Genomic DNA, 17,643 nt, shown 5'->3' with positions numbered 1-17,643 from the left:
CCATGACCACTTCACTCGCCGACTGGAAAGGTGTTCCGGCGCCCACCAGCAAACTGCTCGAAGGCCGCTTTATCCGCCTGGAAAGACTCGACCCGGCGCGCCATGGCGACGAACTGTTCAACGCCCTCCAAGGCCCCGGTGCCGACCCGAAACTCTGGGACTATTTGCCTTACGGCCCGTTTCCGCAGCGCGAGGTTTTCAATGACTGGCTGAACAACCATGCGGCCAGCAGCGATCCGTATTTCTTCAGCGTGATCGACCGCGCCACGGGTCAGGTGCAGGGCATTCTCAGCCTGATGTCGATTGTCCCGGCGCAGGGCCGTATCGAGATCGGTCACGTCACCTTCGGCGCGCCGATGCAGCGCTCGCCGAAGAGCACCGAGGCCGTGTATCTGCTGGGCAAATATGCTTTCGCCCTGGGTTACCGACGCCTGGAATGGAAGTGCAACAACGGCAACGCGCGCTCCAAATACGCCGCCGAACGGCTGGGTTTCAGCTTCGAAGGCGTGTTCCGCCAGCACATGGTGGTCAAGGGTCAGAACCGCGACACCGCGTGGTATTCGATTGTGGATGGCGAGTGGCCGGCGATTGCGGTGGGGTTCGAGCGCTGGCTGAGCGATGACAACCAGACACCGGGCGGGCAAGTGAAAGGCCTGGTCGAATGCCGTTCCTGAGTCGTTAAAAGCAAAAAGATCGCAGCCTGCGACAACCCCTGTGTAGGAGCTGCCGCAGGCTGCGATCTTTTGCTCTGGTTTACGCGAGCTTCTGCGCCAGCACCGCGATGTGCTCCGGGCCGATGCCACAGCAACCGCCCAAATGACTGGCACCGCGCTGCTGCCAGTCCTGTGCCCAGTGCAGATAGCCCGGTGGGTCCAAGTCCTCACGCAACGGATCGAGACCATCGTTGGCGGTCGCCTCTTTGGGTTGCGGCGGAAACGCGTTGGCGTACGCGCCAATGTGAATCGTCACCCCCAGACGCTCGAACGTTTCACGCGCCGCATCAATCGCCGCACCGATCACTTCCGGCTGGCTGCAGTTGAACAGCAACGTCTGCACACCCAGTTCGGCTGCCACCGCCGCCGCTTCGGCCACCGGCTCACCGGAACGCAGACGCGGCACCTCGTCGGTATCTTCGTCCTTCAGGGTAAACGACAGCCAGAACGGCTTGCCGTCCTGCGGCAAGCCAGCGTGGATGGAGCGCGCCTCAATGATCGAACTCTGGGTTTCCGCCAACCACAGATCGACATGCGGCGCCAAGCCGTTGACCAGTGGCGCGAGCAATTCGCTGGCCCGCGTCGCGTCGAACAGGTCCGGACGATAGGAACCGAACAACGGCGGCAACGAACCGGCGACCCGCACCGCTTTGCCCGACGCCTGTACCGCGCGGCGCGCCAGCTCACCGGCCAGCGCAGCCAATGCCTGGCCTTCAGCGGCGAAGCGCTCCTCACCAATGTGAAATGGCACCACTGCATAACTGTTGCTGGTGATCACATTGGCGCCGCTGGCGATGTAAGCGGCGTGCACCGCTTCAACCGCCTGCGGGGCTTCGATCAGCGCCAGTGCCGACCATTCAGGTTGCCGGAAAGGTGCCCCGGCGCGTTGCAGCTCACGGCCCATGCCGCCATCAAGAATTACCGTTTCTGCGCCCATATGCTTTTCGCTCATATGCTTATGAAAATAACTCACTACCAGAGTGGTTCTTATAACTATTTAATACCCACCATTTCGTTAATAACAACTTCTTTTTTCCAGGGACCGACCATTGAAAATCAAACCTCTACTGGCTCTGGGCTTATCCCTTCTCGCCGCCTCGACACAGGCCTTTGCCGGCGCCACGCTGGATCGCATTGAACAGAAAAAAGAACTGGTCGGCGTGTTGATGGAAAGCTATCCACCGTTCTCGTTTCTTAACGATCAGAACCAGCTCGACGGCTTCGATGTGGATGTCGCCAAAGCCGTGGCCGATAAACTGGGCGTCAAGCTGCGCCTGGAAACGCCGTCCTGGGACGTGATTGCCGCCGGCCACTGGAGTGGGCGCTACGACATCTGCATCTGCTCCATGACTCCGAGCAAGGCCCGGGCCGAAGTGTTCGATTTCCCGGTCGAGTATTACGCTTCGCCAGCGGTGATCGTGGTCAACGCCAAGGACGATCGCATCCACGGCGCCAAGGACCTGAGCGGAAAGAAAGTCGGCCTGACCAGCGCCTCCAGCTACGAAAGTTATCTGAACAAGAACCTGGTCATCGAAGGCGCCGAAGACACCCGTCTGGAGTATCCGTTCGAGGATGTGCAGATTGCTCCGTATGACACCGACAACGTCGCCTTCCAGGACCTCGGCCTAGGCGCTGGCGTGCGCTTGGATGCCATTCTCACCAATCTGGTGACCGCGCAGCCCCGCCTGAATCAGGACCAGCGCTTCAAACTGGCCGGCCAGCCGCTGTATTCGGAACCCAATTCGGTCGCCATCGAAAAGGGTGACGCCCAGTGGAATGCCAAGGTGCGCGAGGTGTTTGCGCAACTGAAACAGGACGGCACACTGAGCAAGCTGTCGCAGAAATGGATCGGCGCCGATATCAGCCAATGACTGCCTTCCCGACACCTCCACAGCCACCACAACCGGTGGCTGAATCGCGCCGGCAACGGCTGTTCGGTTTCCGCACGCGCCTGTACCTGACGTGGGCGGCGATGTTCAGCCTGTTCGCCGGGTTCTTCCTGAGCTTCGACTTGAAGCTGTCGATCATCCTCGACAAGTTGCCAAACCTGCTCGGCGTGCATCTGGCGCCCAACGGCTTCTTGCAGGGCGCGGCGCTGACCCTGTTTCTCTGCGCCTGCGCGATTGTCGCCTCGTCAGTGCTGGGCTTCGTCACCGCCCTGGCGCGGCTGTCGAAAAGCGCCGTGGCGTTCGGCATCGCCAGCTTCTACACCTCGTTCTTTCGCGGCACGCCGCTGCTGATCCAGATCCTGCTGATCTACCTCGGCCTGCCGCAACTGGGCGTTGTCCCCGGCGCGGTGGTCGCCGGGATCATTGCCCTGTCGCTGAACTATGGCGCATACCTCAGCGAAATCTTCCGCGCCGGCATCCTTGGCGTGCCTTATGGCCAGCGCGAGGCCTCGCTGGCGCTGGGCATGCGTGACAGCGTGATCTTCTGGCGCATCACCCTGCCCCAGGCCATGCGCACCATCATCCCGCCAACCACCAACCAGTTCATCTCGATGCTCAAGGACTCGTCGCTGATCTCGGTAATGGGCGTGTGGGAAGTGATGTTTCTGTCGCAATCCTACGGACGCTCGAGCTACCGCTACATCGAGATGCTGACCACCGCGGCGATCATCTACTGGCTGATGTCGATTGGGCTGGAACTGATCCAGGCACGGATGGAGCGGCATTACGGCAAGGCTTACGTGCGTCGGGACTGACTTCAGCCGCCCTCAGCCGTGCTCGCGCCGAACCCGCACCACCCCCATTTTCAAACCGAACGGGCGAAACACGGCATTCAGTGACTTCAACGTCTGATTGCCTTCGCCATGTTCGATATGCACCAGCGTACGCACCGAAATTTTGCACATCTTCGCGAACTGAACCTGATGCAGGCCGGTGACTTCAACCCGTAAACGACGCACCGCTTCGCCTATCTCCAGCGTCCCCTGGGCCAGACCATCCTGAATGCTGTCGATGAGCGCCGTGCGCTCGGCAACGGTCAGGCTCATTTCAGATCCCACTCTTTCAAACGTTGCTCCAGGTTTTTCAAGGCAATCCGAGGGTGATTCGAAGGTTAACTACGTCAGAAACGCAATATAGTGCATCCCGCAGAGCCAGGGTAATTGCATATCTGCAATAAGTTGCAGAGTAAGGCGCTTAATCTTCTTGAAAACGCAGAATAATGCAGTTCAACCAGATGGAGCATTCAAGCTTCACGATTGTGAAAATCGGCGCGACTTACCCAGCCTTTGCGGGGATGGCTAGATGAGCTTCTGATCAGCAAACAGCTTTGGCCACAGGATCACTTGTAGGAAAAAGCTGCACAGCTGATCCGTAAAAAATCCATCTCCGGTCTTTGGCGCGAGATTTCCGGAAAAACGATCCGACATGCCCTGCGCGTCTGCAGGAAGCACCCGACATCGGTTTTTTGCCAGCGTCCATAGAGTTGAGCCTCTTCATTCAACGAGGTTCTACTTGATGATCGTCCAGCCTGTGTTCCGCCCTCATCACCTAGCATTGGCGATTACATTGACCATCGGATGGGTCGAGGTTGCCAGTGCCCAGCAGCCCGAGACTCCTTTCGTCGAAAGCGCGGTGGAAGAGAAGCCTAAAAAGAAGCGTACAAGGAAACCCAAGACGCCCATCGATTCAGGCGCTCCCGCCGCCGTTGAGCTGATTGGACAAACGCAGGATCTGGTCGAACCGCCGCTATCGATCGAGCGACCAATGGCGACACTGTTGGAGAGCGACGCACACCTTGCTGACGCAGTGGCCCCACCATCGCCAACCACTAATCCAATGCATGAACAGTTGGATACCCGGTCTCTCGACGACCTGGTGATCAGCCAGAATGCTCGGGAACTCGCAAAGAGCCTGGAAGAAAAACCTTCCGTCCCCCTGGCACCTCAACAACCTCAGCAACCTCAGCAACCGCAGCAACCGCAGCAACCGCAGCAACCGCAGCAACCGCAGCAACCGCAGCAACCTCAAGAGCCTGAGGCATTGCGCCAGCCGGTACAGCCTGAAACGCCTGCAGCGCCGGCAAATACCGCCATCAGCGCCTTGCTCGAAACCGATACGACCACGGCCAGTCTGGCACTCGAGCAACTTGCCGCCGGCAGTAACGCCAACCTTGCCAAGGCTACCCTGAGCAGCGCCGCTCCGGTCAGCGCCAGCATGCTCTCGGCAATGCAGCAACTGGACAATCGCAAAGGTGACGGTGCCGGGCGAGTCTGGCTACGGGCTCTGGGACATGGCGGCAGGGTCGATCGGGATTTCGACAGTGCTCTCAAACACTCCACCCACGGTGTGGTCCTCGCTGCCGACTGGCGATTCGATGAGCAGTGGCATCTCGGCGTAATGGGCGCGAAAGCGCAAACCCGGCTCGATGCGCACCGATTCGATGGCGATCTCGACAGCTGGCATCTCGGCGCTTACGCCCTGCGTCAGGATGGGCCATTCGCTGTGCGATTGGGCGCGTCCTATGGCAGGCATGATGGCAGTGGCAAACGACATGTCGCCTTCGCCGGTTTCAGCGACCAGCTCACGAGCAATTACACCGCCAATACCCAGCAGCTGTTCGCGGAGGTCGGCTACAACCTGGGCCGTGGCAATGTCAGCATCGAACCGTTCGCCAGCATCGGTTATCAGCGCTACCAACGTGACAGCTACACCGAAAAAGGTGGCGACGCCGCACTGATCGTCGATGGCCAGACCCGAGCGAATCCGAACAGCACGGTCGGCCTGCGCCTGGCGAAAACCAGTCACCTGGCCAACGGCATGCGACTGACGCCGCGTCTCAGCGCCAGCGTAAAACACACTTACGGCGAGCTTGATAACGAAACGCGCCAACGATTGGTCAAGGGTGGAAAACGCTTTGAGGTGATTGGCGCCGAGATGGATCGCAACAGCTTTACGCTGGACGCGGGTCTGGATCTGACGCTTTCCGCGAGCCACACCTTGGGCGTTAGCCTCACCGGCGAGGCAGCCAGCGACAGCCGCAGCTACGGCGTGACAGGTCAGTGGCGCATGGCGTTCTGACCCAACATGTGTAGGAGCTGCCGCAGGCTGCGATCTTCTGATCTTCAAAAGCAAAGTCAAAAGATCGCAGCCTGCGGCAGCTCCTACAAAAAACCGCGAATTACAGGCAAAAAAAAGGGGAGCACATGCCCCCCCGAGGTTTAAAGCGTTGTATCGCGGCCGTTAGCTCAGCCTTCGATCTCGATCAGAATTTCGCCCGGGTTGACCCGGTCGCCCTTGGCAACGTGAATGGCCGTGACCTTGCCGGCAATCGCAGCCTGGACTTCGGTCTCCATCTTCATCGCTTCGGTGATCAGCACGGCCTGACCGGCCTTGACGGTGTCGCCCTCCTTGACCAGCACATCGACGATGTTGCCTGGCATGGTGGTGCTGACGTGGCCCGGAGCCGACGCCTGTTTGCGCTTGCTGCTGCCACCGCCGACGAATTCGTTGAGCGGTTCGAACACCACTTCTTCCGGCATGCCGTCGATGGACAGGTAGAAGTGACGCTTGCCTTCGGCCTTCACGCCGACCCCAGTGATGTCGACGCGGTAGGTTTCGCCGTGGACGTCGATGACGAACTCGGTCGGCACACCTTCGCCACCGGCCTTCGCCACACCACCGGCCTCAGGGATGGGCAACAGCACTTCCGGTACGAGGGTGCCGGCGGCACGTTCTTCGAGGAACTTGCGCCCGATGTCCGGGAACATGGCGAAGGTCAGCACGTCCTCTTCGGACTTGGCCAGCGCGCCGATGTCGGCACGCAGCTTGGTCATTTCCGGCTTGAGCAGATCGGCAGGGCGCACATCGATAACCTCTTCGCTGCCGATGGCCTGACGACGCAGCTTCTCGTTGACCACGCCCGGGGCCTTGCCGTAGCCACCCTGCAGGTACAACTTCACTTCATTGGTGATGGTCTTGTAACGCTCGCCGGCCAGCACGTTGAAAAACGCTTGGGTGCCGACGATCTGCGAGGTCGGGGTCACCAGCGGCGGGAAGCCGAGGTCTTCACGCACCCGCGGGATTTCCGCCAGTACTTCAGCCATGCGGTTGAGAGCACCCTGCTCTTTCAACTGGTTGGCGAGGTTGGAGATCATCCCGCCCGGTACCTGGTTGACCTGTACGCGAGTGTCGACGGCGGTGAATTCGCTTTCGAACTGGTGGTACTTCTTGCGCACGGCATAGAAGTACAGGCCGATTTCCTGCAGCAGTTCGAGGTTCAGACCGGTGTCGTACTCGGTGCCCTTGAGCGCGGCGACCATCGACTCGGTACCCGGGTGACTGGTGCCCGAGGCGAAGCTGGAAATCGCGGTGTCGATATGGTCGGCGCCGTTTTCGATGGCCTTGAGCTGGCACATCGCAGCGAGGCCAGCCGTGTCATGCGAGTGGATGAACACTGGCAGCGACTGCTCGGCTTTCAAGGCGCGGACCAGTTCACCGGTGGCGTACGGGGTCAACAGGCCGGCCATGTCCTTGATCGCCACCGAGTCGCAACCCATGGCTTCCATCTGCTTGGCTTGCGCCACGAACGCGTCGATGGTGTGCACCGGGCTGGTGGTGTAGGCGATGGTGCCTTGGGCATGTTTGCCGGCAGCTTTCACCGCCTCGATCGCTACACGCAGGTTACGCACGTCGTTCATCGCGTCGAAGATGCGGAACACGTCGATACCGTTGACCGCGGCCTTGGCGACGAAGGCTTTGACCACGTCGTCGCTGTAATGGCGGTAGCCGAGCAGGTTCTGCCCGCGCAGGAGCATTTGCAGGCGAGTGTTAGGCAGCGCGGCACGCAGTTGGCGCAAACGCTCCCACGGGTCTTCTTTCAGAAAGCGTACGCAGGCGTCGAACGTTGCGCCGCCCCAGCATTCCAGCGACCAGTAGCCGACTTTGTCGAGCTTGTCGCAGATCGGCAGCATGTCTTCGGTGCGCATGCGGGTGGCGAGCAGCGATTGGTGAGCGTCGCGCAGGATGGTGTCGGTAACGAAGATTTTCTTGCTCATTCTTATATTCCTCACAGGCCTGCGTGGGCGGCGATGGCGGCGGCGATGGCCAGGGCCAGCTCTTCGGGTTTGCGCTTGATCGAGTAGTTGGTCAGTTCCGGATGGCTTTCAACGAAGCTGGTATTGAACTGACCGCTACGGAATTCCGGGTTGCGCAGGATTTCCTGGTAATACGCGGCGGTGGTCTTCACGCCTTGCAGACGCATGTCGTCAAGCGCGCGCAGGCCACGGTCCATGGCCTCTTCCCAGGTCAACGCCCAGACCACCAGTTTCAGGCACATCGAGTCATAAAACGGCGGAATGGTGTAACCGGTGTAGATCGCCGTATCGGTGCGCACGCCCGGGCCGCCGGGGGCGTAGTAGCGGGTGATCTTGCCGAAGCTCGGCAGGAAGTTGTTTTTCGGGTCTTCGGCGTTGATCCGGAACTGCAGGGCAAAACCACGGTGCTGAATGTCTTCCTGCTTCACCGACAATGGCAGGCCGGAGGCGATGCGGATCTGTTCGCGGACGATGTCGATCCCGGTGATTTCTTCGGTGATGGTGTGTTCCACCTGAACCCGGGTGTTCATCTCCATGAAGTACACCTCGCCCTCGGCGAGCAGGAACTCCACGGTGCCGGCGTTCTCGTAGCCCACCGCCTTGGCAGCACGCACCGACAGGTCGCCGATGTAGGCGCGCTGTTCCGGGGTCAGCTGCGGGCTCGGGGCGATCTCGATCAGCTTCTGGTTGCGACGCTGGATCGAGCAGTCACGCTCGAACAGGTGCACCACGTTGCCGAAGCTGTCGCCGAGAATCTGCGCCTCGATGTGCTTGGGATTGACGATGCATTTTTCCAGGAACACTTCCGCCGAACCAAAGGCCTTGGTCGCTTCGGAAATCACCCGCGGGAAATTCTGTTCGAGCTCTTCGCGGCTGTTGCAGCGCCGGATGCCGCGACCGCCACCACCGGAGGTGGCCTTGAGCATGACCGGGTAACCAATGCGGTCGCCTTCGGCCAGCGCTTCGTCGATACCGGAGACATTGCCTTCGGTGCCTGGAGTGACCGGAACGCCGGCCTTGATCATGCTGCGCCGGGCTTCGGTCTTGTCGCCCATGCGGCGAATCACTTCCGCCGACGGGCCGATGAATTTGATTCCGCGTTCGGCGCAGATTTCCGCCAACTCGGCGTTTTCCGAAAGAAAGCCGTAACCGGGGTGCAGCGCATCGCAACCGGTTTCCACCGCAAGGTTCACCAGCTTGCGCGGGTTCAGGTAACCGGCCAGTGGCTCGGCACCGATGCTGTGGGCTTCGTCCGCACGCTTCACATGCAAGGCATGGCGGTCGGCATCGGAAAAAATCGCAACCGAGCGAATGCCCATCTCGGCGCACGCTCGTACGATTCGTACGGCAATCTCACCACGGTTGGCGATCAGGATCTTTGTTATCACTTGGAGGTTCCCTTGAGCCGGTGGCACCACGACCTGCTAGACCCAGGTCGACGCGTGACTAAATGTTTCAATTTAGTCGCAGCCCCACACTAGCGCTCGCAAGGGATTAACAAAAATGAATAAAAATTGGGTCAGGCATAAGCTAAGACTTATAGTTAAACCATCACCCTGCCGCCAGAGCCTGTAAAAAATGCGTAAGTCCCTGATGCGTATGACATTACGCCAGTTGCAGATTTTCAACGAAGTGTGTGATTTGCGCTCCTACAGCCGTGCGGCTGAAGAAATGTCGCTCACACAACCGGCCGTGAGCCTACAGATTCGTCAACTGGAAGAGCTGATCGGCCAGCCATTGTTCGATTACGTCGGCAAAAAACTCTACATGACCGAGGCCGCCGAAGCCCTGCAGCGCGCCAGCCGGGACATCTTCGGCCGCCTGGAAAACCTCGACATGCAGCTGTCGGACATGCAGGGCTCGCTGCAAGGCCAGTTGAAGCTGGCGGTGGAATCCAGCGCCAAATACTTCGTGCCGCACCTGTTCGCCGCCTTCAAGCGCCAGCACCCGGAGGTGAACCTGCAATTGACGGTGGTCAACCGTGGCCAGGTGATTCGCCGCCTCTCGGACAACCGCGACGATCTGGTGATCATGTCGATGGTGCCGCAGGACATGGGCCTGGAATTTTTGCCGTTCCTCAACAATCCGATTGTCGCCGTGGCACGTCCGGATCACCCACTGGCGCACATGGGGCCGCTGCGCCTGCAGGATCTTGAACCCTACACATTGCTGATCCGCGAACCCGGTTCGGGCACACGGCTGGCCTGCGAGGAGTACTTCAAGGAGAAACGCGTGCACTTCACCCAGACCCAGGAAGTGGCCTCGGCCGAAGCTCAGCGCGAATGCGTGGTGGCGGGTCTGGGCCTGGCGCTGTTGACGCGCCACGCCCTGAACCTGGAGCTGGCGACCGGCGGTTTGGTCGAGCTGCCGGTCGAAGAGTTGCCGCTGTTTCGCAGCTGGTGCCTGGTGCAAGCCAAGGCCAAACGGCTGTCACCGGTGGCGCACGCCTTCCTGGCGTTTATCCGCAGCGAACGGGTACAGATCAGCGCGCTGGTTGAGCGCTTCGACGGGAAGCTGCGGGCGCAGCCTGCCAATGGTTGATCTCGGGAAAATCGCTGATTTCGCTCTGGAGCTGACGGAGTTCGAAGCGATCTTCGATCGCACGACGGAATTCCATGCGGCGCTGGTCTTCCTGCTGACGACGGGTTTTCGCGGCGCTGTTGCGTTCTTCGTAAGGCTGAGCCATTTCGAGTCTCCCAAGGCGATTACGGGAGTTTCACGATAGGCGTGGGGGATGACGGTTTGGCGGCGTCTGGGTTACAGATCGATGAAAAATCTCATCAAAAAAGCAAAAGATCGCAGCCTTCGGCAGCTCCTACAGGGATCAGTGTAGGAGCTGCCGAAGGCTGCGATCTTTTGCTCTTAATCATCGAGCGCTTTTACGGCTTTCGGCGACAGCCGCAAGCTGCGCAGACTGCGCTTCACGCTCTTCAGGTGATTGACCAGGCTCGGCCCGCGCGCCATCGCCACGCCCATCGCCAGCACGTCGATCACCACCAGGTGCGCAATGCGCGAGGTCAACGGCGTGTAGATTTCAGTGTCTTCGTGCACATCGATCGCCAGATTGACGGTCGACAGCTCGGCCAACGGCGTCTGGCTTGGGCACAGCGTGATCAGCGAGGCACCGCTCTCACGCACGAGGTTGGCGGTGATCAGCAGATCCTTGGAGCGCCCGGACTGGGAAATGCAGATTGCCACGTCGGTCGGCTTCAACGTCACCGCCGACATCGCCTGCATGTGCGGGTCGGAGTAAGCCGCTGCGGTCAGCAGCAGACGGAAGAACTTGTGCTGCGCATCCGCCGCCACCGCGCCCGAAGCACCAAAGCCGTAGAACTCGACGCGCTGCGCCTGGGACATCAGCGTCACCGCACGCTGCAGCTCCACCGGATCGAGCTTTTCGCGCACCTCCATCAGGGTGTGCAGCGTGGTGTCGAAAATCTTCAGGCTGTAGTCAGCGACCGAGTCGTCTTCGTGGATCGCGAACTGGCCGAAGCTCGCGCCGGCGGCCAGACTTTGCGCCAGTTTGAGCTTGAGATCCTGGAATCCCGAGCAGCCGATGGCCCGGCAGAAACGCACGATGGTCGGCTCACTGATGCCGACACTGTGGGCCAGGTCGGCCATGGAACTGTGCATCACGGCCGCAGGGTCAAGCAGCACGTGGTCGGCGACCTTGAGCTCCGACTTGCGTAACAGGTGACGTGACTGGGCGATGTGTTGCAGCAGATTCAAGGGGCTGGACTCTTCTTATGGGCAGGGATGTAGCATGCTTGTAGTTATACTACATGAATTGGCTTTTTGCCTGCCCAATGCGTAACTCAATGTCCCCATATCAGGCGCGATGGCGTGCATGTAGCCCTTAACGCGGTTTTTCCTGTTCACGCAAAAGCCCGGCGAACACCCCGGCCTCCACCGGACGACTGATCAGATAGCCCTGCACTTCGTCACAACGCTCAGCGCGTAAAAACTCCAGCTGCTCCTGCCGCTCGACGCCTTCAGCCACCACTTGCAACGACAGCCCATGGGCCATGGCAATGATCGCCCGGGTGATCGCCGCGTCTTCACTGCCCTCGCCCAGACCGCGAATGAACGCCTGATCAATCTTCACGTAATCCACCGGAATCCGTTTGAGATAACTCAACGACGAATACCCGGTACCGAAATCATCAATCGCCAGTTTTACCCCCAGATCGCGCAACTGCTGGAAGGTGGCGATGATGTGTTCGACGCTGTCGAGCAACTGGCTTTCGGTGAGTTCCAGTTCGAGGTAGTGCGGCGCCAGCCCGGTTTCTTCCAGCACCTGCCGCACCAGGCTGACCAGTTTGCCCTGCCGCAATTGATGCACCGAGAGGTTCACCGACACGCGGATCGGCGCCAGCCCTTGGCGCTGCCATTCGCAGGCCTGCCAGCACGCCTGGCGCAACACGAATTCGCCGATCGGGCCGATCAGCCCGGTTTCCTCGGCCAGACCAATGAAGTCCCCCGGCGGCACCCGGCCCATCGTTGGATGATCCCAACGCACCAGCGCTTCCGCGGCGTTCAGGCGCCCGCTCTGCAGGCACAGCTTCGGCTGGTAAAACACCTTGAGCTGCTTATCTTCGATAGCTTTGCGCAACTGGTTTTCCAGCTGCAGACGTTCAAGGGTGCTGGCCTGCAGGCTGTCGGTGAAAAACTGGAAGTTATTGCCGCCCAGATGCTTGGCATGTTGCATGGCCATGTTCGCTTGACTGACCAGCGCGGATATCTCCCGGGCGTTGTCCGGCAGCAGACTGATGCCCATCGAGGCACTCACCACCAGTTCATGTCCCTCCACCGTCACCGGCAGACGCAGCTTGCAGGACAGCCGCGTCGCAACCCGCGCCAGACTCGACAGGTTGCCGTAAGCATCGAACAGCACGGCAAACTCGTCACCGGACAAGCGGGCGATGGTGTCGGCCTCCGGCAACGCATTGACCAGGCGCCGGGCCATCTTCTGCAGCAACTGGTCCGCCACCTCATGGCCGAGGCTGTCGTTGAGCAACTTGAAGCGATCCAGATTGATGTGCAGCAACGCCAGACTGCGCCGCCCACCCTGGCGCACGCGCTGATGCGCTTCGTGCAGGCGCTCACGGAACAGTGAGCGGTTGGCCAGCCCGGTAAGCTCATCGTAGTGCGTCAGGTAACGCATGCGCTCTTCAGAGGCGCGCCGCGCCGACAGATCGGCGAAGAAGCCGACGATATGACTGACATTGCCCCGACTGTCACGCACCGCATTGAGTTGCAGCCATTGCGGATACAGCTCGCCGTTCTTGCGCGTTTCTATCAGTTCACCCTGCCAACTGCCATGCTGTTCCAAGGCGTGGCGGATCGACACGTAATGCCGACGGGCGTCACGGCTGCACGGCAGTTCGACGACATTGCGCCCGAGCATGTCTTCGATGTCGTAACCGGTGACCCGGCTGAAGGCCTGATTGATCGCGATCAGCGCGTAGTTGGGATCGAGAATCACGATGCCTTCGCTGGCCGCTTCGAACACCGTGGCCGCCAGGCGCTGCTGTTGTTCCAGGCTTTTGCTGGCGCTGATGTCACGGCGGGTGCCGACCATGCGGATCACCCGCCCGCTGTCACTGCGCTCGACCGCACGCCCGCGATCCTCGATCCACACCCAATGGCCGTCTCCATGGCGTACGCGGTATTCGATCTGATAGTCCTCGGTGCGGCCCTTCAGGTGTTCGATCAACGCCTGCTTGAGCGGCGGCACGTCATCCGGGTGCAGGCGTGGCTTGAGGTCGCGCAAGATCGCGGTGACGTATTCCGGCGCGAGGCCGAACAGTTCCTGGATCTGCGTGTGGTGGACTTCATCGGTTTGCAGGTTCCAGTCCCACAGCCCCAGCTCGCTGGCCTTCATTGCCAAGGCGAGGCGAGCTTCGCTTTTGCTTAAGGCCTGATTGGCCACGTCCAGTTCACGACTGCGCTGTACCACCCGGTCTTCCAGCTCGACCTGGGCTTCACGCAATGCGCCTTCGGCGCAGCGCCGCTGCTCGATCTCTTTGCCCAGCGCCTGATTGAGCAGTTCGCTGCGGCCCTGCGCCTGCTGCAAATGCTCGATCAGGTGCTGATTCTGAAAACGCCGCAGCAGGCCGCGATCAATCAACCGATTGACCTGCCACGCCACCACGCTCAGCGAGCCAAGCAGGATCAGGCCCAGCCAGCCCCAGCCGCGCGCCTGTTCATCACCGCCCCAGAACAGGTAACCGACCGCCGGCAGCAGGCACGGCAGGGTAAAGGACAGAAACGCCGGCAGGCTGACCGCATAGGCAACGCTGGCGGACAGGGTCGCGGCGCCGATCAGGCCGAATACCCAGGCTTGCTGCATGAAGTTGTCGGCGGGCACCAGCGCGATGCCGGCGCCGGCCAGGGTCAGACCGGTCATGGTCGAACCGAGCAAAAACATGCGGAACCAGATCGGCTGGGCCTGCCGGTCGGGGATCGCCGAATCGAACGCAGCGACCTGAATCACCCGCAGCGCCACCAGCGACAACAACCAGACCAGCCAGATGCTGACCACGAAATAGCGCTGCGGACTCCAGAGCAAACCGGCGCAGACCAGACCATTGAGCAGCATGAACATCGTCGGCAGCAGCGAGCCCTGATACAGCAGGCGCGTGCGCTCAACCGCCATCTCGGTGGCGTAAAGCTTGCGGATGACCCGGGGTTCCACAGAGGGGCCCGACAGGTCTGAGCTGAGGGTCTTTGCCAATGTTTTTTGTTCTTATTAAGAGTGAGCATGGGCCCGAAACGTAGACGGAGCATACACAAGCCGATCCCGTTGCCAAACTGTCCCGGATCATAATTTGAACGAAACTTCGCCCCGCCCGAACCCCACCAAAACCCGCAAAGCGAGACGGGCCAAAGCCTGTAGCCAATGACCGACCGGTCGTCATCGGCAGCACTTTCATCGGCTAATGCAAAGCTCGGTTTGCCGGGGCCTGCGGCGCACCCTAGAATGCCCCGATGCGCGATGATCTCTCCCTTCTGCTGAACTCCCTCAACGATGCCCAACGCCAGGCCGTAGCCGCCCCCGTTGGCCGTCAGTTGGTCCTGGCCGGTGCCGGCTCCGGTAAAACCCGAGTGCTGGTGCACCGTATCGCCTGGTTGATCCAGGTCGAAAACGCTTCGCCCCACTCGATCCTGTCGGTGACCTTCACCAACAAGGCCGCTGCCGAGATGCGTCACCGCATCGAGCAGTTGCTGGGTGTCAACCCGGCCGGCATGTGGGTCGGCACGTTCCACGGCCTGGCGCACCGCCTGTTGCGGGCGCACTGGCAGGAAGCGGGGCTGAGCCAGACCTTCCAGATTCTCGACAGCGACGACCAGCAGCGTCTGGTCAAGCGGGTGATCCGCGAGCTGGGGCTGGACGAACAGCGCTGGCCGGCGCGGCAGGCTCAGTGGTTCATCAACGGACAGAAAGACGAAGGTCTGCGTCCGCAACACATTCAGGCCAGCGGCGATCTGTACCTGGCCACCATGCGCGGCATTTACGAAGCCTACGAGGCGGCTTGTCAGCGTGCCGGCGTCATTGATTTCTCCGAACTGCTGCTGCGCGCCCTCGACCTGTGGCGCGATCACCCGGGCCTGCTGGCGCACTATCAGAAGCGCTTCCGCCATATTCTGGTGGACGAATTCCAGGACACCAACGCCGTGCAGTACGCCTGGTTGCGCCTGCTGGGCAAGGGCGGCGACAGCCTGATGGTGGTCGGCGACGACGACCAGTCGATCTACGGCTGGCGCGGCGCGAAAATCGAGAACATTCATCAGTACTCGTCCGACTTCCCGGACTCGGAAACCATTCGTCTGGAGCAGAACTACCGCTCCACCGCCGGCATTCTCAAGGCCGCCAACGCCCTGATCGCCAACAACACCGGTCGTCTGGGTAAAGAGCTGTGGACCGACGGCGGCGATGGCGAAGCGATCAACCTGTATGCCGCGTTCAACGAACACGATGAAGCACGCTACGTTGTCGAAACCATCGAAAGCGCGCTGAAAACCGGTTTGGCCCGCAGCGATATCGCGATTCTCTACCGCTCCAACGCCCAATCGCGCGTTTTGGAAGAAGCGTTGCTGCGCGAACGCATTCCGTACCGCATCTATGGCGGCCAGCGCTTCTTCGAGCGCGCGGAAATCAAGAACGCCATGGCTTACCTGCGCCTGCTCGAAGGGCGCGGCAACGATGCGGCGCTGGAACGGGTGATCAACGTCCCGGCCCGTGGCATTGGCGAGAAAACCGTCGAGGCGATCCGTGACCACGCCCGCCACAGCGACCTGTCGATGTGGGAAGCGATGCGCCAGCTGGTCGCCAATAAGGGCCTGACCGGGCGCGCTGCCGGGGCGCTGGGCGCGTTTATGGAGCTGATCGAAAACCTCGCCGCCAAGTGCATGGAGATGCCGCTGCACTTGATGACCCAGACCGTCATCGAGCAATCCGGGCTGATCGCCTATCACGAGGCGGAAAAAGGCGAGAAAGGCCAGGCCCGGGTGGAAAACCTTGAGGAACTGGTCAGCGCCGCGCGCAACTTCGAGAACAGCGAAGAAGACGAAGAGCTGACGCCACTGGCGGCATTCCTCGGTCATGCGTCGCTGGAAGCCGGCGACACCCAGGCCGACGAACATGAAGACAGCATTCAACTGATGACCCTGCACAGCGCCAAAGGCCTGGAATTCCCTTACGTGTTCCTGGTGGGCATGGAAGAAGGCCTGTTCCCGCACAAAATGAGCCTGGAAGAACCGGGCCGTCTGGAAGAAGAGCGGCGCCTGGCCTACGTCGGTATCACCCGGGCCATGCAGAATCTGGTGATGACCTATGCTGAAACCCGACGCCTGTACGGCAGCGAAACCTACAACAAGGTGTCGCGTTTCGTACGCGAGGTGCCGAAGGGGCTGATTCAGGAAGTGCGTTTGTCCAACAGTGTCAGCCGCCCGTTCGGCGGCAACCAGTCGATGAGCGGCAGCAATCTGTTCAGCGGCAGCGAAATTCCAGAAACCGGCTTCAGCCTTGGTCAGGCCGTGCGCCATTCGATCTTCGGCGACGGCGTGATCCTCAACTTCGAAGGCGCCGGCGCCCAGGCGCGGGTGCAGGTCAACTTCAGTGAGGGCAGCAAGTGGTTGATGCTGGGCTACGCGAAGCTGGAAGCGATTTAACACCCTACAGAAGGTCAATGTGGGAGCGGGCTTGCTCGCGAAAGCGTCCTGTCAGGCGACATAAGTGTCTCTGCAATACCGCATTCGCGAGCAAGCTCGCACCCACAGGCTTTATGTCGACCGGTTGATCAAAGGACATATTCATGGGCTCAGGCTTCTTTTCTTCCTGGACATTCTGGGCCCTGCTCTCGGCGACATTCGCCGCGCTGACGGCGATCTTCGCCAAAGTCGGCATCGAAAACGTCAATTCCGACTTCGCTACCCTGCTGCGCACCATCGTGGTCCTGATCAGTCTGGCCTTGATTTTGTACGCCACGGGCCAATATCAGTCTCTGGGATCGATTTCCGCCAAGAGCTATCTGTTCCTGCTGCTGTCCGGTTTAGGCACCGGCGCTTCGTGGCTGTGCTACTTCCGCGCGCTCAAAGTCGGCCCGGCCTCGCTGGTCGCCCCGGTGGACAAGCTCAGCGTGGTGCTGGTGGCGGTGCTCGGCGTGATCCTGCTGGGTGAAAAGCTCGACCTGCGCCAATGGGGCGGCATCGGCCTGATCACGGCCGGCGTGGTGATGCTCGCCTTTCGTCGCTGAGCAATTTCTCACTGAACCTATCCAAATTTCCTACAGACAAAAGTACATGGCCTGATTGCCTCGACGAGCTGAACGTAACCTGTCAGGCAAAAGCCCGAAACACTCTCTCGCTAGCCAGTAACACTTCAGC

Annotated in this window: 14 protein-coding genes; 7 read left to right on the top strand and 7 right to left on the bottom strand. The window is 60.6% G+C overall.

Translation table 11 applies throughout. From position 1 onward, the window contains the following. The first annotated feature begins 2 nt into the window (after positions 1-2). Positions 3-674: a GNAT family N-acetyltransferase gene (locus tag ACXR0M_RS01015; protein WP_458829106.1), complete on the top strand. Its 672-nt coding sequence runs from the start codon at positions 3-5 to the stop codon at positions 672-674. A 79-nt stretch (positions 675-753) separates the two neighbouring features. Here ACXR0M_RS01015 and ACXR0M_RS01010 read toward each other — a convergent pair whose 3' ends face one another. Further along, complete coding sequence (locus ACXR0M_RS01010) at positions 754-1,650, bottom strand: homocysteine S-methyltransferase family protein (protein WP_458829104.1); 897 nt, start codon at positions 1,648-1,650, stop codon at positions 754-756. A gap of 112 nt (positions 1,651-1,762) precedes the next feature. Between ACXR0M_RS01010 and ACXR0M_RS01005 the strand changes: the two genes are divergently transcribed. Both ACXR0M_RS01005 and ACXR0M_RS01000 read left to right on the top strand, forming a co-directional pair. After that, positions 1,763-2,584, top strand: coding sequence for an ABC transporter substrate-binding protein (locus tag ACXR0M_RS01005; RefSeq protein WP_458829102.1), 822 nt, complete (start codon positions 1,763-1,765; stop codon positions 2,582-2,584). Then, positions 2,581-3,417 (top strand): amino acid ABC transporter permease, encoded by an 837-nt coding sequence (locus ACXR0M_RS01000; protein ID WP_458829100.1) that lies wholly within the window; start codon positions 2,581-2,583, stop codon positions 3,415-3,417. Before ACXR0M_RS01005 ends, ACXR0M_RS01000 begins: the two co-directional genes overlap by 4 nt. 12 nt (positions 3,418-3,429) lie before the next feature. Here ACXR0M_RS01000 and ACXR0M_RS00995 read toward each other — a convergent pair whose 3' ends face one another. After that, entirely contained in the window at positions 3,430-3,708 is a 279-nt protein-coding gene (locus tag ACXR0M_RS00995; RefSeq protein WP_458829098.1) for a helix-turn-helix domain-containing protein, read from the bottom strand. Between the two features lie 469 nt (positions 3,709-4,177). Here ACXR0M_RS00995 and ACXR0M_RS00990 point away from each other — a divergent pair, with 469 nt between their 5' ends. Beyond that, entirely contained in the window at positions 4,178-5,740 is a 1,563-nt protein-coding gene (locus tag ACXR0M_RS00990) for an autotransporter outer membrane beta-barrel domain-containing protein (protein WP_458829837.1), read from the top strand. Positions 5,741-5,907: 167 nt separating this feature from the next. Here ACXR0M_RS00990 and oadA read toward each other — a convergent pair whose 3' ends face one another. Together oadA and ACXR0M_RS00980 are read right to left on the bottom strand one after the other, a co-directional pair. Beyond that, positions 5,908-7,716, bottom strand: a complete 1,809-nt coding sequence (gene oadA, locus ACXR0M_RS00985) for a sodium-extruding oxaloacetate decarboxylase subunit alpha (protein ID WP_007962245.1) — start codon at positions 7,714-7,716, stop codon at positions 5,908-5,910. Between the two features lie 11 nt (positions 7,717-7,727). Continuing rightward, a complete protein-coding gene (locus ACXR0M_RS00980; protein WP_458829095.1) occupies positions 7,728-9,143 on the bottom strand; it encodes an acetyl-CoA carboxylase biotin carboxylase subunit in 1,416 nt (471 codons plus the stop codon). A gap of 190 nt (positions 9,144-9,333) precedes the next feature. Here ACXR0M_RS00980 and ACXR0M_RS00975 point away from each other — a divergent pair, with 190 nt between their 5' ends. Beyond that, on the top strand, positions 9,334-10,296 hold the full coding sequence (locus ACXR0M_RS00975) for a LysR family transcriptional regulator (protein WP_458829093.1): 963 nt from the start codon (positions 9,334-9,336) through the stop codon (positions 10,294-10,296). On the opposite strand, the gene ACXR0M_RS00970 is transcribed toward ACXR0M_RS00975, so the two are convergent. From ACXR0M_RS00970 to ACXR0M_RS00960, 3 genes are all read right to left on the bottom strand, one after another. Beyond that, positions 10,238-10,441, bottom strand: a complete 204-nt coding sequence (locus ACXR0M_RS00970) for a PA3496 family putative envelope integrity protein (protein WP_458829092.1) — start codon at positions 10,439-10,441, stop codon at positions 10,238-10,240. The genes ACXR0M_RS00975 and ACXR0M_RS00970 overlap by 59 nt on opposite strands. A 176-nt stretch (positions 10,442-10,617) precedes the next feature. Next, positions 10,618-11,484, bottom strand: coding sequence for a transcriptional regulator HexR (gene hexR / locus ACXR0M_RS00965; protein WP_007962240.1), 867 nt, complete (start codon positions 11,482-11,484; stop codon positions 10,618-10,620). Between the two features lie 127 nt (positions 11,485-11,611). Next, positions 11,612-14,491, bottom strand: a complete 2,880-nt coding sequence (locus ACXR0M_RS00960; RefSeq protein ID WP_458829089.1) for a putative bifunctional diguanylate cyclase/phosphodiesterase — start codon at positions 14,489-14,491, stop codon at positions 11,612-11,614. 254 nt (positions 14,492-14,745) lie between these two features. Between ACXR0M_RS00960 and uvrD the strand changes: the two genes are divergently transcribed. Together uvrD and ACXR0M_RS00950 are read left to right on the top strand one after the other, a co-directional pair. Next, positions 14,746-16,929 (top strand): DNA helicase II, encoded by a 2,184-nt coding sequence (uvrD, locus tag ACXR0M_RS00955; RefSeq protein WP_458829087.1) that lies wholly within the window; start codon positions 14,746-14,748, stop codon positions 16,927-16,929. Positions 16,930-17,072: 143 nt separating this feature from the next. Further along, the gene (locus ACXR0M_RS00950) at positions 17,073-17,513 is read left to right on the top strand and encodes an EamA family transporter (protein ID WP_248742436.1); all 441 of its coding nucleotides are present in this window, start codon (positions 17,073-17,075) and stop codon (positions 17,511-17,513) included. The last annotated feature ends 130 nt before the right edge of the window (positions 17,514-17,643 follow it).

The sequence above is a fragment of the Pseudomonas sp. Eth.TT006 genome, assembly GCF_054456575.1.
Note: the sequence above shows the minus strand (reverse complement) of the source record. Positions and strands in the feature narration are given on the sequence as shown.

What these genes read in the sequence shown, in the direction of transcription:
- oadA (WP_007962245.1), bottom strand. Translation starts at nt 7,716, where the DNA reads ATGAGCAAGAAAATCTTCGTTACCGACACCATCCTGCGCGACGCTCAC.
- ACXR0M_RS00995 (WP_458829098.1), bottom strand. Translation starts at nt 3,708, where the DNA reads ATGAGCCTGACCGTTGCCGAGCGCACGGCGCTCATCGACAGCATTCAG.
- ACXR0M_RS00950 (WP_248742436.1), top strand. Translation starts at nt 17,073, where the DNA reads ATGGGCTCAGGCTTCTTTTCTTCCTGGACATTCTGGGCCCTGCTCTCG.
- ACXR0M_RS00970 (WP_458829092.1), bottom strand. Translation starts at nt 10,441, where the DNA reads ATGGCTCAGCCTTACGAAGAACGCAACAGCGCCGCGAAAACCCGTCGT.
- ACXR0M_RS01015 (WP_458829106.1), top strand. Translation starts at nt 3, where the DNA reads ATGACCACTTCACTCGCCGACTGGAAAGGTGTTCCGGCGCCCACCAGC.
- ACXR0M_RS00990 (WP_458829837.1), top strand. Translation starts at nt 4,178, where the DNA reads ATGATCGTCCAGCCTGTGTTCCGCCCTCATCACCTAGCATTGGCGATT.
- ACXR0M_RS01000 (WP_458829100.1), top strand. Translation starts at nt 2,581, where the DNA reads ATGACTGCCTTCCCGACACCTCCACAGCCACCACAACCGGTGGCTGAA.
- ACXR0M_RS00975 (WP_458829093.1), top strand. Translation starts at nt 9,334, where the DNA reads ATGCGTAAGTCCCTGATGCGTATGACATTACGCCAGTTGCAGATTTTC.
- ACXR0M_RS01010 (WP_458829104.1), bottom strand. Translation starts at nt 1,650, where the DNA reads ATGGGCGCAGAAACGGTAATTCTTGATGGCGGCATGGGCCGTGAGCTG.
- uvrD (WP_458829087.1), top strand. Translation starts at nt 14,746, where the DNA reads ATGCGCGATGATCTCTCCCTTCTGCTGAACTCCCTCAACGATGCCCAA.